The organism is Rossellomorea sp. SC111, from assembly GCF_024733565.1.
Classification (GTDB): Bacteria; Bacillota; Bacilli; order Bacillales; family Bacillaceae_B; genus Rossellomorea.
The window spans coordinates 77,106-90,111 of record NZ_JANIOC010000002.1; the positions used below are offsets into that span (position 1 = coordinate 77,106).

General features: G+C 42.4%; 15 protein-coding genes and 1 riboswitch. Of the genes, 14 read left to right on the forward strand and 1 reads right to left on the reverse strand.

Annotated features, from left to right (window positions below; all coding sequences use genetic code 11):
• Positions 1-56: 56 nt before the first annotated feature.
• Positions 57-256, forward strand: a riboswitch (cobalamin riboswitch).
• A gap of 137 nt (positions 257-393) precedes the next feature.
• From NQ095_RS02450 to NQ095_RS02500, 11 genes are all read left to right on the forward strand, one after another.
• The gene (locus tag NQ095_RS02450; protein ID WP_258261926.1) at positions 394-1,359 is read left to right on the forward strand and encodes an ABC transporter substrate-binding protein; all 966 of its coding nucleotides are present in this window, start codon (positions 394-396) and stop codon (positions 1,357-1,359) included.
• Positions 1,322-2,380 carry a FecCD family ABC transporter permease gene (locus tag NQ095_RS02455; RefSeq protein WP_258261927.1) on the forward strand — a complete coding sequence of 353 codons (1,059 nt, stop codon included), beginning with the start codon at positions 1,322-1,324 and terminating at the stop codon, positions 2,378-2,380. Before NQ095_RS02450 ends, NQ095_RS02455 begins: the two co-directional genes overlap by 38 nt.
• Positions 2,377-3,846: an adenosylcobinamide amidohydrolase gene (locus NQ095_RS02460; RefSeq protein ID WP_258261928.1), complete on the forward strand. Its 1,470-nt coding sequence runs from the start codon at positions 2,377-2,379 to the stop codon at positions 3,844-3,846. The genes NQ095_RS02455 and NQ095_RS02460 overlap by 4 nt, the downstream gene beginning before the upstream one ends.
• A gap of 31 nt (positions 3,847-3,877) precedes the next feature.
• Positions 3,878-4,432, forward strand: coding sequence for a bifunctional adenosylcobinamide kinase/adenosylcobinamide-phosphate guanylyltransferase (locus tag NQ095_RS02465; RefSeq protein WP_258261929.1), 555 nt, complete (start codon positions 3,878-3,880; stop codon positions 4,430-4,432).
• A complete protein-coding gene (gene cobS / locus NQ095_RS02470; protein WP_258261930.1) occupies positions 4,429-5,217 on the forward strand; it encodes an adenosylcobinamide-GDP ribazoletransferase in 789 nt (262 codons plus the stop codon). The genes NQ095_RS02465 and cobS overlap by 4 nt, the downstream gene beginning before the upstream one ends.
• The gene (locus NQ095_RS02475; RefSeq protein ID WP_258261931.1) at positions 5,187-5,804 is read left to right on the forward strand and encodes a histidine phosphatase family protein; all 618 of its coding nucleotides are present in this window, start codon (positions 5,187-5,189) and stop codon (positions 5,802-5,804) included. Before cobS ends, NQ095_RS02475 begins: the two co-directional genes overlap by 31 nt.
• The gene (locus tag NQ095_RS02480; protein WP_258261932.1) at positions 5,756-6,184 is read left to right on the forward strand and encodes a bifunctional adenosylcobinamide kinase/adenosylcobinamide-phosphate guanylyltransferase; all 429 of its coding nucleotides are present in this window, start codon (positions 5,756-5,758) and stop codon (positions 6,182-6,184) included. The genes NQ095_RS02475 and NQ095_RS02480 overlap by 49 nt, the downstream gene beginning before the upstream one ends.
• A gap of 14 nt (positions 6,185-6,198) precedes the next feature.
• Positions 6,199-6,786 (forward strand): cob(I)yrinic acid a,c-diamide adenosyltransferase, encoded by a 588-nt coding sequence (locus NQ095_RS02485; RefSeq protein ID WP_258261933.1) that lies wholly within the window; start codon positions 6,199-6,201, stop codon positions 6,784-6,786.
• Complete coding sequence (locus NQ095_RS02490; protein ID WP_258261934.1) at positions 6,779-7,264, forward strand: ECF transporter S component; 486 nt, start codon at positions 6,779-6,781, stop codon at positions 7,262-7,264. Before NQ095_RS02485 ends, NQ095_RS02490 begins: the two co-directional genes overlap by 8 nt.
• Positions 7,261-7,989, forward strand: coding sequence for an ATP-binding protein (locus NQ095_RS02495; RefSeq protein ID WP_258261935.1), 729 nt, complete (start codon positions 7,261-7,263; stop codon positions 7,987-7,989). Before NQ095_RS02490 ends, NQ095_RS02495 begins: the two co-directional genes overlap by 4 nt.
• 163 nt (positions 7,990-8,152) lie before the next feature.
• Positions 8,153-9,106: an LCP family protein gene (locus tag NQ095_RS02500; protein WP_258262201.1), complete on the forward strand. Its 954-nt coding sequence runs from the start codon at positions 8,153-8,155 to the stop codon at positions 9,104-9,106.
• Positions 9,107-9,120: 14 nt separating this feature from the next.
• Here NQ095_RS02500 and NQ095_RS02505 read toward each other — a convergent pair whose 3' ends face one another.
• The gene (locus NQ095_RS02505; RefSeq protein ID WP_258261936.1) at positions 9,121-9,393 is read right to left on the reverse strand and encodes a hypothetical protein; all 273 of its coding nucleotides are present in this window, start codon (positions 9,391-9,393) and stop codon (positions 9,121-9,123) included.
• A gap of 172 nt (positions 9,394-9,565) precedes the next feature.
• Between NQ095_RS02505 and proC the strand changes: the two genes are divergently transcribed.
• From proC to NQ095_RS02520, 3 genes are all read left to right on the forward strand, one after another.
• On the forward strand, positions 9,566-10,411 hold the full coding sequence (proC, locus tag NQ095_RS02510; RefSeq protein ID WP_258261937.1) for a pyrroline-5-carboxylate reductase: 846 nt from the start codon (positions 9,566-9,568) through the stop codon (positions 10,409-10,411).
• A 122-nt stretch (positions 10,412-10,533) separates the two neighbouring features.
• Positions 10,534-11,643, forward strand: a complete 1,110-nt coding sequence (proB, locus tag NQ095_RS02515; protein WP_258261938.1) for a glutamate 5-kinase — start codon at positions 10,534-10,536, stop codon at positions 11,641-11,643.
• An 83-nt stretch (positions 11,644-11,726) separates the two neighbouring features.
• The gene (locus NQ095_RS02520; protein WP_258261939.1) at positions 11,727-12,989 is read left to right on the forward strand and encodes a glutamate-5-semialdehyde dehydrogenase; all 1,263 of its coding nucleotides are present in this window, start codon (positions 11,727-11,729) and stop codon (positions 12,987-12,989) included.
• The last annotated feature ends 17 nt before the right edge of the window (positions 12,990-13,006 follow it).

A 13,006-nucleotide genomic window follows, 5' to 3' on the forward strand; every position in this document is an offset into this window, starting at 1 on the left:
AAAATTCATTTCCTAACCAATGGAATTTGTGTATAATTCTTTTGAACGGAACAATTTCATACGTTACGAGATCAGGTGAAGCCTAAGATGTGATTCCTCTTAGCTTCTTAATAGGGAAGTTGGTGTAAATCCAACGCGGTCCCGCCACTGTAAATGGTAGTGAGCTGAAAAATTTACCACTGTGCAATCAAGTACGGGAAGGTGTCAGCAAGCTATGACCATGAGCCAGGAGACCTGCCTGATTTTAATCGCACCAAATCTACGCGGATAGAAAGGTGTAATATGCATGGTTTACGGTTTGAATTCCTATATATGCATCTTACACAACATCTCTAGTCCACTGGAGATGTTTTTTTGTCTGGCAAAATGTTAATCTACAGGGGGAATAAGGAAATGAAACACACAGTAAAGGCATTACTTATTTTGTTAGTAGCCATCGGATTCCTGACAGCATGCGGAATGAATGATGGGGAACAAAAGAATAAAAAAGAAACAACAGAAGTTCATCAGAGTGAATCCGGGTATCCTTTATCAGTGAATGACGCGCTCAATAATAAAGTCACCTTGGAAGAACAACCTAAACGTATCGTTTCGTTAATTCCGAGTAATACTGAGATTTTATTCAAGCTTGGCCTAAATAAGGAAATCGTCGGGGTCTCCGACTTTGATAACTTCCCGAAAGAAGCCTCTGATAAAGAGAAGATCGGCGGAATGGAGTTTAACGTAGAGAAAATCGTCGGCTTAAAGCCGGACCTGGTGCTGGCCCATGAATCCACTGCAAAGTCGGCAGAAGAAGGTTTGAACCAACTGAAAGATGCAGGTGTGAACGTATTCATCGTTCACGACGCTAAAAGCTTTGAAGAAGTATATAACACAATTCAGGACATCGGGACACTTGTCGGCAAGAAAGATCAGGCAGATTCCGTTGTTGCTGATATGAAATCAGATTTGAATTCCATTCAGGAAAAAGCAAGTGAAGTAACTGAAAAGAAAAGGGTCTATGTGGAAGTCTCACCTTCCCCTGACATTTATTCAACAGGTAAGAACACGTTCATCGATCAAATGCTTTCTATGATCAATGCTGAAAACGTCATGAGCGGGCAGGAAGGCTGGGTACAGGTGAACCAGGAAGCGGTCATTTCGTCTAACCCTGATGTGATCATCACTACATATGGTTATTATAGTGAAAATCCGAAAGAACAGATAGTGGGTAGAAAAGGATGGGAAGATGTGACGGCAGTTAAGAATGGAGATGTTCACGATGTCCATTCAGATTTAGTCACTCGGACCGGTCCAAGATTGGTTGAAGGAGTAGAGGAAATTGCAAAGTCGATCTATCCAGAGGTATTTGCAGAATAAAATAGGGATCACATACGGATTGGCAGGGCTATTTATACTCACAGCAATGCTTGCAGGCATTTCGATCGGTACGATATCGATTCCACCGAAGGATATCATATACATCGTCGGTTCGAAGTGGTTCGGGTTCCGATTGCCTGATACGGTCGATCCCATGTTTTCGAACATCGTATATTCCATCCGACTGCCCAGAGTGTTATTGGCTCTATTGGTCGGCAGTTCCTTAGCTATTGCAGGGGCTTCTTTCCAAGGGCTATTACGCAATCCACTGGCTGATCCATATACGCTGGGTGTGTCTTCAGGAGCATCGGTCGGAGCTGTCATCACATTGTTTTTTCATTGGAGCATTCCGTTCATCGGAAAGTTTACGCTTCCCTTTTTCAGTATTGTTTGTTCGATCATCACTGTATTTCTCGTTTTATGGTTCGCACAAAAAGTTGAAAGGACCATGAAGGTCGAAACCATTATATTGACAGGAATCATCTTCAGCTCCTTTTTGGGCTCGCTGATTTCATTGATGATCGCACTCACAGGTGAGGAACTGAGGCAGATCATCGGCTGGCTACTTGGAAGTGTATCCATGAGAGGATGGGATTACGTTGCGATCATCTTGCCTTTCTTCCTTATCGGGGTAGTGTTGCTCATACTAAACAGCAAGGAATTGAACGGGATGAGCTTCGGTGAAGAACAGGCACGTCATATCGGTATCTCCGTTCAAAAAAGGAAGCTGATGATTTTGATTGCCGGAAGCATCCTGACGGGGGCAGCAGTGGCAGTGTCCGGAACGATCGGATTTGTCGGCCTTGTGGTTCCTCATTTCTTGCGAAGAATGATCGGACATGATCACAAGCATCTTCTTCCCCTATCAATCCTTGTAGGTGGAGGGTTCCTCGTTCTCGCCGACCTGCTTTCCAGAACGATCATCGCTCCGACCGAACTTCCGATTGGCGTGATCACCGCCTTGATCGGCGCACCGATGTTTGCTTATATTCTTTTAAAGAAAAGGGGTCTTTCAACATGATCGATGTAAACGGGGTGTCAGTAGGATACGGCGATCAAAAGATTGTGGAAGACATGAATTTTCATATTGACAAGGGAGAGTTCTTTGGAATACTTGGTCCAAATGGAAGTGGTAAGACGACGTTACTGAAAGCGATGACGGGTCTCCTTCCTTTAATGGATGGAGTAGTTACATTGAAGGGAAAGCCACTTCATCAGTTTTCTTCGAGAGAATTGGCTACCCATGTCGCGGTATTACCCCAGATATCAACTGAAGCATTTTCATATAGAGTGAGGGAAACGGTGATGCTTGGAAGATATGCTCACCAGAAAGGTTTCTTTAAGGGTACGACCGACCGGGACAAAGAGATGGTGGACAAAGTGATGGAGCAGACAGGAATTTCTTCGTTTCAGAACCGCTACCTTCATGAACTGTCTGGCGGTGAGCGTCAACGGGTGTTCCTGGCGCAGGCTCTTGCCCAGGAACCTCAAATCTTACTTCTGGATGAGCCAACCAATCATCTTGATCTTTCCTACCAGAAGTCACTATTGGATCTGATTAAAAGTCAAACAGACCTGGGGAAATTAACGGTTGTCGCCATATTTCACGACTTGAATTTAGCGAGCTTATACTGTGATCGTCTGCTGCTGTTAGACCAGGGTACAACGAAACTTCTTCATCACCCGGAGGAAGTGCTGAAGGAAGAACATATCGAAGAAGTATATCATACTAAGGTTCAGAAGCATGCTCATCCGTTGGTGGCCAAGCCTCAGATGGTGATCGTACCCGAAGGAACCGTCACTGAAAACCTGGTTTTAGATGAAAGGTATATGACTTTGACCGAAGAATGCATCTTTTTTTCTGCACCATTTCCATTGAAATGTATGTCGTCGGGTATTATAGGTGCAGGAATTGGTTGGTACTCTCATTTTTTGAACCGTCGTGTACCGGTTGATTATGACTGCCGGGATTACAAAAAAGATATGCATGAGTATCTTGTTTCAAAAGAACTGGATCCGTCTTATTCTGTCGGTATGATGACGGCTCTGGATTTGTCTAACATGATATGCGAGCGTTTTGAGATGGAGGGGAATTCGGTTTTCGTCGTCGTGACCGCCGGCGTTGGAAATGCCATGGATGTATCAACAAGTTTTCAATATGATATTGATTCTAAACCGGGTACGATCAATACCTGGGTTTTCATTAATGGGAATTTATCTGATGAGGCGTATATCGAAGCCCTCGTCACATCCACTGAGGCAAAGGTGAAAGCACTGAATGATATGGATGTAAGGGACAAAAGAAACGGAAATATTGCGACTGGAACGCCTACTGACAGCATTCTGATTGCATCCAGTCAAAAAGGGGAACTTGAACCATTTGCAGGACCGATCACTCCAATAGGTAAGTTGATTGGTCGAGGAGTCTATGAAGTAACAAAGAAAGCCATCCAACGGTATATCGGTAAAATAGAGGAAGGTTTATAAGGCTTTCATGGTAAGGAGGGAGAAGTCTGTCATGGGAAAACTCTTCTTCATAACCGGAGGGGTAAGATGCGGGAAAAGTTCATATGCAGAAAGTCTTGCGTCGGAACTACGAACATCGAATGAGGTGTTGATTTATCTTGCGTGTGGGGTAAATACCGACAGTGAGATGGAAAAAAGGATTTTGAAACACCGACTGGATCGCCAGCATTCAACTGAAAATTGGACGACCATTGAAAGGCCACTGGCAATCCAGGGCATCATCGATACTATACCGTCTAATGCCATTGTTGTTTTGGATTGTCTCACGACTCTGTTGACAAACGAATGGTTCGATGGGGAAATGGAGGGCGGAAGGGATGTAGAGGACTGTATCTATGAATCTGTCCTCCAGTTAAAAGATAAAGTAAAAGCATTACTTGTTGTAAGTAATGAATTGTTTTATGACATTCCACCGAACACCGACGAAATACTCCAATTTCAAAGGACACTCGGAAGATTACATAGAAAATTGGTGAGGGAATCGTTTATAGCGATCGACATGTCGGTTGGAATCCCGGTTATGAAGAAGGGAATCCCAAAGCCATGAGATTTGGAAAAAGTTTTCTCCTTAATATACAATTTTTCACGATTCTTCCAGTGCGAAAAGAATTCTCACTTGGTAAAAGTGAAATGAGATGGATGGTCCGTACATTTCCTTTATTCGGTTTATTTATCGGAACGCTGCTCTCAAGTGGCTTTGTATTACTGGCATCCTATACACCCATGAGCCCATTGGCATTATCATTTTATATTTGGGTGATGCCTATCATGCTGACCGGTGGTATTCATTTGGACGGTTATATGGATGCAAGCGACGCCTACTTTTCTTATCGGGATCTACAGAAGCGTCTCGAGATTATGAAAGACCCCCGCATAGGTGCATTTGGTGCTCTATCCCTGGTCATATTGCTCTCCTCCCGTTTTTTATTCATATATGAATCCGTCCACTATTCTGATACTGTTACGATTTGTTTTATTCTGCTTTCGATTCCCATTTACAGCCGTATCGTCATGGGAGCGAGTCTCATACTTATCCCCCCGGCACAAAAAGCCGGTATGGGGTATAGCTTCAGTAAGTATTTGAAATTGAACGAAATTTTGTGGACGCTTGCCTCTTTCATATTGATCATGGTCGCTTTCGTCTTTCTGAATGGCTTTTTTCTTTATGTTACATTCACTATTGTAACGATCGGCTTTTTCCTTTTTGTATACTCGAAGAGCATAAAGTGGTTTGGAGGCATGACTGGTGACACGGTCGGAGCAAGTGTAGAAGGGAGTGAGTCAATTCTATGGATGACTATATGGCTATTGCTTTTATTCGACATGGTTTAACAGAAGGAAATGAGAAGGGGAAATACATCGGTTGGTCAAACCCGGGCTTAACACCAGGAGGGATCGAAATGCTTAAACGGACTATGCAATCCTTCGAACCATATGAGGTATGTTTTTCAAGCGACCTCAACCGATGTTTGGAAACTTCCCATTTTTTATTCCCTGAAGTTTCAATCATTTCCACTCCACTGTTAAGAGAATTACATTTTGGAAAGTGGGAAGGCTTGACCTACGATGATATGAAGGAGAATGAAGAGTATCAGTATTGGTTAACCGATCCCTCCATATCACCTCCAGGAGGGGAGGGGATGAATCAATTTATCAAGCGAGTCGAAGTTGCCTGGGAGCAAATCAAGGCACACGTCGAATCACTTAATGGAAACCGGTATTCAGTCATAAGCCATGGTGGAGTCATACGGTATTTGTTAACCTCTCTGTCACCCATGAGTGAGCATCAATCCTTTTGGGAATGGAAGGTTGCATATGGAGCAGGGTATGAATTGGCTTGGAAAACAGAAGAAGATTGGAGGGATCAGAATTGTACTTCATTACGGGTGGTTCCTTTAATGGGAAGGGAAAATGGGTAAGAAAGCATTTTGGGTTGAAAAGCATTGATACAGAGTGGGTCCGGTTATTTAATAAAGGTATGGAAGAAGTCCGCCCTTCAATGCCGATCCTCGTATTGGAGGGGCTTGAGTATGCTGTTCGATTTGCCCTTTTACGTGGGGGCTGTGACATTAGGGAAGAATTCTTCCACCGGATAGAGGAGTTGAAGAAGTGGGAAGAAGAACATCCAGAACGAAAAGTGATCTGGATTGGGTCAGAAATAGGGAAAGGAATTGTCCCCATCGATCGAATTTCCAGGGAATGGAGAGATGTGACTGGGTGGATTTATCAGGACCTTGCCGAAAGATCGCATCATGTATGGCTTGTTTGGTACGGCATGGCGACATCAATTAAAGGGTAGGAGGAGAAGTTAAAGTGCAACTTTATACAAGAACCGGAGACAAAGGTCAGACAAGCTTAATCGGGGGAAGGGTCGATAAGGACGATATCCGGGTCGAGGCATACGGGACACTGGATGAAGTAAATTGTTTCGTCGGTCAGGCTATTTGTGAATTAAATCATGAGCGTTTTGACGATATCGTAAACGACTTAGTCACTATTCAGCATGAACTCTTTGACTGTGGGGGAGATTTATCCAATGTTTCAAAAAAGAGAAAGAGCAAGCTTCAAATGGATTCCGTACATGCTCTGGAAGACAAAATAGACGGTTTGGTCAGAGAAGCCCCACCTCTTGAAAAATTCATACTCCCGGGTGGTGCAAAGGCTTCTGCGAGTATTCATATTGCACGGACCGTTGCGAGAAGGGCAGAGAGATGCATTGTTTCCCTTTCAAAGACAGACGGGGACTTTCCTGTTGTGACGTTGCAATATATCAATCGATTATCAGACTATTTTTTTGCTTTGGCACGCGTGATCAATCACCGAAGTAATGTCAAAGACGTTGAATACCTTCGCAGCGCCAACGTATTCTCTACCGGTAAAATCCAGAAAAACAATGAGTAGTAGCTTAAAGTCCATTTTGTTACTATCAATGTTTTTGGCTTTTGTTGCAATTGGAGGATTGGTGAAGATTCCGGCGATCATCGGGACCATCGCCCTTGACAGTATGCCTGCATTATTAATCGCTTCTTTATACAATGGAAGGAAGGGAGCGCTGGTGGCAGGGGGTGGACATTTACTTTCAAGCCTTTATGCAGGTTTCCCACTCGGTCCGTTCCATTTTCTCATTGCCGCGGAAATGGCTCTCTTTGTCTCGCTTTTCGGCTATGTGTTTTCAAAGGGGCATCGTGTATTAGCAGGTGTCCTTTTTTTGATAGGAAATGGTGTATTGGCAGCTTTGCCTTTTATATTTATCCTGAATTTTTCTTTTTATGTCGCAATCTTTCCTTCCTTATTAGCAGGAAGCTTCATTAATTTAACAATTGCTCACTTTCTTTATCCCCCTCTAGCTTCCAGATTAGGAAAGGTGGAAATGAGATGATTCAACTTAGGGATGCTTTATCGATTTCTATTAACGAAGAAATTGAACTGATTCTTGCGTCTGACTGCAGCGGTGGGATCGGAAATAAGCCGGATGACGTCGTGCAGGTTGATCATGAGACTGTAGGATACTACAGCTTTCGAGTCGCGGTGATGGAATGTTTATCAGCCGGTGCCCGCCTCATGGCCGTTCAATTATTGAACTTCACAGGAGACAGCGTATGGGATAGGTATGCCTCGGGGGTGCGGTTGGGTTTGAGTGAACTCAATATGAATGATATTCAACTAACCGGAAGTTCAGAATCCAATTTTAATCTCAATCAGTCTGCACTCGGCGTAACCTGTATCGGTATGAAGATAAAGGAGCGGCATCAGGTTTCCCAGCTGGATCTCTCATATGCTCTTATCGGTATTCCTTTGGTCGGTGAAGAAGTATTGATACATGAATCGTCCATCGCTCCATTGAGTCTGTTTCATACGTGCATTCAACATCCTTCTATTGTCGATATATTACCTGTAGGTTCAAAAGGTGTGCGTCATGAACTGTCTTTGCTTGTAGGGAAACCGTTGAAAAGGGGAGATGTATACTCCTTGCATGACTTGGATAAATCCAGCGGGCCGGCAACTTCATTTATCATTTCGTACAAAAAGGAAGAAGAAGAGAATATAAGGAAACTTACCGATGGCCATTATCAACCATTGATCGTTTTTGACAGGAACAACTAAATACTTTTATAGATATTTGTGGTAAACTATATTCTCGGGGTGGACCGGTATGGAGAAAAGTGTTAGTTTATCCAGTATTCTGTGATTGTCAATTCCAATTGTATAGAGTACTATTTCATACTATCATCGGTTCATCATGAATGTCATAAAAGTAGGTGAAGAAATGGAGTCACGACTAGATCGAAAGACCAAAAGGAAAAAACGTGGAAGAAAAGTGATTTTGGTATTATTAATCCTTATTTTCAGTTTGATCGGTTACGCTGCTTTTCAATTTTACAGTGGTTATAAAATGGCTGGTGAAGACCAGATGCAGAAAGATTATAAATTCAACGGAGTAAAAGATGAAAACGGGAAAGTTAACGTTTTGTTATTGGGAGTCGATAGCAGGGGCGAGGAGAAATCAAGGACAGACACCATGATGCTCGCACAGATTGATCCGAAAACGAATGAAACCAAGCTCGTTTCGTTTATGAGAGATATTTATGCAGAAATCCCTGGTTATAAAAATTATAAACTGAATACGGCATTTTATTTAGGTGGTCCTGAGTTGCTGCGCAAGACGATTAAACAGAATTTTGATTTGGATATTCAGTACTATATGATTGTCGATTTTAAAGGTTTTGAACAATCAGTCGACATCCTGGCACCAAAAGGAATTGAAATGGATGTTGAAAAAGCCATGTCAGAAAATATCGGTGTTTCTCTCCAACCAGGTGTCCAAAATCTGAACGGAAAGGAATTACTCGGTTATGCCCGATTCCGTCATGATGGAAATGGTGACTTCGGAAGGGTAGAAAGACAGCAAAAAGTGATTGCAGCTCTTAAAGATGAAGCACTATCCATCGGAGGCGTAACAAAGCTTCCTAAGATGGCAGGATCCATTCAACCCTATATTCAGACGAATATGAGTAAACTGGATCAAATCTCAATCGCGAAAGATATACTGCTTAGCAACAGTAGTGACATGGACAAGCTTACCCTGCCAATAGATGGTTCATATACGAATGGAAGTTACAGCGGAGTTGGTTCGGTTCTTGAAATTGACTTCGAAGAAAATATTCAAGCTTTAAAGGACTTCCTAAGTGGAAAAGGTTCAGACGAAGCTTCAACCGAATAAATCTGAAAATCCCGTTAAGCTATTGAATGCTTAACGGGATTTTTTGATTTAAGTATGGACTTGTTGAAACGCTCTTTGGAACTGAGCTGATAGGAGTCACAGCTAAAAACCGCATCATTTCCAATCAAACCCCAAAAGTATAAATTCTGATTATACGCTCTCTCAGCCAATCTAGAGCCTTCAGAAGGAATCTGAATAACATAAATGGTAATGATAACGCTTCCACTAGCTATTTCGGCATATTCCTTACTACTTCCTTTATTGCTCTTGATATCATTCTTCAGCATGTTACGATAATAAACGTTGTGAACAAAACCCACGTCAATCAAGGGTTTTGGCAACATAAAACAACCATCATCTTAAAATTTTTCTTAAACTTTACATTAAACGTTCAATTAAAAACGAAAAAAATGTTATGAGAACAACTTACGATAAAATAAGGAACGGGAGTGGATATGATTGTTAAATAATAAAACGATAGCATTTCTGGGTGCAGGTAATATGGCAGAAGCAATGATTTCAGGGACGGTACAGAGTGGAAAGATTCCAGCCGACCAAATCATTGTCTCCAATCGAAGCAATTACGGAAGGCTTCAAGAAATGAAAGCTAAATATGATATCTCGGCAATTACAAAAGACGATCTGCCCTTTAATGAAATAGATATCCTCATTCTTGCCATGAAGCCAAAGGATATCGATAAAGCGCTGGATTCGATCAATCACTTGGTCAGAAATGATACGGTGATCATGTCGGTACTGGCAGGGATCACGACTTCTCATATGGAAGAACAATTACCTGCAGGTCAGCCTGTTATCCGTGTCATGCCAAATACGTCAAGTATGCTGAAGGAATCTGCAACGGCAATTAGTGCCGGAAGGTTCACTTCAAGAGAAGATATGGAGAATGCAGAAGAATTATTATCAAGCATCGGAGAGGTTTTCGTCATTGAAGAAAGTCAGATGGACATTTTCACCGGAATTGCGGGAAGTGGTCCAGCATACTTCTACTATTTAATGGAACACATCGAAAAGACGGGTGCTGAAGCAGGATTAGACCCCAAATTGGCACGTAAAATCGGAGCTCAAACCATTTTCGGCGCGGCCAAAATGATGCTGGAGCGAGAAGAATCACCAACTCAACTTAGAGAAAATGTAACATCCCCAAACGGTACTACGGCTGCAGGACTTGATGCATTAGCTCAGTTCGGTGGAGGTAAAGCCATCTCAGAAGCTGTCAAGGGGGCAGAAAAGCGTTCGAAAGAAATCAGCTCATCCTTACAGTCTAAAGAATTAGTTACAAGCTAATCACCCAACGAAAACCATACACCTCATATATATTACGTTACCAACCAATACAAGAAATCCAGGTCTGTCCCTGCATATAGAAAGAGGGGCAAGGGACGGACCTTATTACTAGGAGTGATTGAATGTCCCAAGATAAGAAACGTATCGTGATTAAGATTGGAAGTAGTTCATTGACAAGTTTGCACGGAGAAATGAGTCGCAGGAAGCTTGAGCGCCTTGTGGATGAGGTTGTCCGCTTAAAGGATGACGGCCATGAAGTCTTGCTTGTTTCGTCAGGAGCTGTCGCTGCAGGTTATCGTAAATTGGGTTGTTTGACTCGCCCTAGTTCGTTACCGGAGAAGCAGGCCGCAGCAGCCATTGGTCAAGGGCTATTAATTGAAGCATATTCTGATCTGTTAATTTCAAATGGATATGTGGCTTCTCAAATTCTGATCACTCGTAGTGACTTTTCTGATGAAGATCGATATAACAATGCCAGAAACACAATTAATGTCCTGTTGGAGAGAGGGATTATTCCGATTGTGAATGAAAATGATACCGTTACGATAGACCGTCTGAAATTTGGAGATAATGATACACTATCCGCAAAAGTCGCAGCACTTGTGGATGCAGATCAGCTTATCATTCTATCTGATATTGATGGACTATATGACTCAGATCCTCGTAAAAATCCAGATGCGGAACTGCTTGAGAGTGTGACTGAAATCACGGAAGATATTGAAGACATGGCTGGAGAGCCGGGAAGCTCCGTCGGTACTGGCGGCATGAGATCAAAAATCGATGCATTTAAGATTACAATGGCATCAGGTATCCCTGCTTTCCTTGGTAAATCCGGACATTCTAATATCATTTATGATGCGGTTCAGCATACGGCTAAAGGAACCTATTTCGAATCGACGGAAGATTCCGTCAATCTGGATTCCAAAAAGCAATGGATTGCATTCAATTCGGGTCCTGAAGGTGAAATCACAATCGATGCAGATGCGAAAGACCGCATCTTGGAGCAGAAAGAAAGTTTGACCATCGATGATATTTATACTGTGAAAGGCCGCTTTGATAAGGGTGCAGTCGTACGCATCCTCGATAACCGCAACGAAGAAATCGGTCTTGGAATGGTTAACTATCGTTCAGGCCAATTGAAGAACCCTACAGACATAAAAGCCGATGAAATCGCGGTAGAAATTGATCAACTTGTGTGTCATGTTGAATTTCCCATTCCAGTAGGGGTGTAATTGATTCCAATATATTAATACTGTAGTTGACTTAATTGATTTATTTAAGCATATAGCTTTTCAAAATTATCAGGAGGTATTTGATGACTTTAACTGTAAAAAAAACCGATGTAAAAAAACAGGCGATTTTGGCTAAAAAAGCTTCTAAAACGCTAAGCATGCTGACAACGGAACAAAAAAATAAAGCCCTTCATACTCTTGCAGACCATTTAGAAACAAACTACGGTTCAATTCTAAAACAGAACGAAAAAGATCTTGAAAGAGGCAGGGAAAAAGGGTTTGAAGCGGCATTTATGGATCGCTTATCTCTCTCTAAAGAACGGGTTGAAGACTTTGCAAATGGTCTTCGCCAAGTGGCAGACCTGGAAGATCCGACTGGTAAAGTGGTTTCTGATTGGACCCTGGAAAATCAGCTGCAAGTTCAAAAAGTGACCGTTCCGCTTGGTGTCATCGGGATGATTTATGAAGCACGCCCGAATGTGACGGTGGACGCTACAGGTCTTGCATTAAAATCAGGTAATGCCATCATCCTTAAAGGTGGATCGAATGCCATAACGTCTAATAAAGCCATTGTGGACGTTATGCATGAGGCTTTGGAGCAAACAGATATTCCTAAAGATGCCGTACAATTCATCAACACAACAGATCGTGAGGCAACAAGTGAATTATTTACAATGAAAGAATATATTGATGTGCTGATTCCCCGAGGCGGCGGAGCATTGATCAACGCCGTCGTCAATAATGCAACGGTCCCTGTCCTGGAGACAGGTGTAGGGAACTGTCATATTTATATTGATGAGGAAGCTGAACTGGAAAAAGCATTGAACATCATCATTAATGCAAAAACGGATAGACCGGCGGTTTGTAATGCGGCTGAAACCGTCATTCTTCATGAGAAATGGTTCGATGAACATAAGGACGCCTTTGTTGAAAAACTGAAAGATCATAAGGTTGCCATTCATGGTGACGAAAAAGTGGTTGAGGTAATCAAAGATGCAAAACTTGCAGGGGAAGAAGATTGGGCAAACGAATATTTAAGTCTTGATATTGCCGTTAAAGTGGTGTCTTCACTAGACGAAGCTGTGGATCATATCGAACAATACGGGACTAAACATTCAGAAGCGATTGTGACTGAAAATAATGAAGCGGCGAAAAAATTCATGATGCTCGTGGATGCCGCTGCACTATATCATAATGCATCCACACGTTTCACAGATGGAGGAGCATTAGGATTCGGTGCTGAAATTGGTATTTCAACTCAGAAGCTACATGCAAGGGGCCCAATGGGTCTACCAGCATTAACAACAGTGAAGTATATGATGCATGGAACTGGACAAATTCGATAATATCCAAAAAAACGCAT

Bases quoted from the DNA above. Each gene is read 5' to 3' on its own strand.
- NQ095_RS02450 (WP_258261926.1), top strand. From the start codon at position 394: ATGAAACACACAGTAAAGGCATTACTTATTTTGTTAGTAGCCATCGGA.
- NQ095_RS02460 (WP_258261928.1), top strand. From the start codon at position 2,377: ATGATCGATGTAAACGGGGTGTCAGTAGGATACGGCGATCAAAAGATT.
- NQ095_RS02465 (WP_258261929.1), top strand. From the start codon at position 3,878: ATGGGAAAACTCTTCTTCATAACCGGAGGGGTAAGATGCGGGAAAAGT.
- cobS (WP_258261930.1), top strand. From the start codon at position 4,429: ATGAGATTTGGAAAAAGTTTTCTCCTTAATATACAATTTTTCACGATT.
- NQ095_RS02475 (WP_258261931.1), top strand. From the start codon at position 5,187: ATGGCTATTGCTTTTATTCGACATGGTTTAACAGAAGGAAATGAGAAG.
- NQ095_RS02490 (WP_258261934.1), top strand. From the start codon at position 6,779: ATGAGTAGTAGCTTAAAGTCCATTTTGTTACTATCAATGTTTTTGGCT.
- NQ095_RS02495 (WP_258261935.1), top strand. From the start codon at position 7,261: ATGATTCAACTTAGGGATGCTTTATCGATTTCTATTAACGAAGAAATT.
- NQ095_RS02500 (WP_258262201.1), top strand. From the start codon at position 8,153: ATGGAGTCACGACTAGATCGAAAGACCAAAAGGAAAAAACGTGGAAGA.
- NQ095_RS02505 (WP_258261936.1), bottom strand. From the start codon at position 9,393: ATGCTGAAGAATGATATCAAGAGCAATAAAGGAAGTAGTAAGGAATAT.
- proB (WP_258261938.1), top strand. From the start codon at position 10,534: ATGTCCCAAGATAAGAAACGTATCGTGATTAAGATTGGAAGTAGTTCA.
- NQ095_RS02520 (WP_258261939.1), top strand. From the start codon at position 11,727: ATGACTTTAACTGTAAAAAAAACCGATGTAAAAAAACAGGCGATTTTG.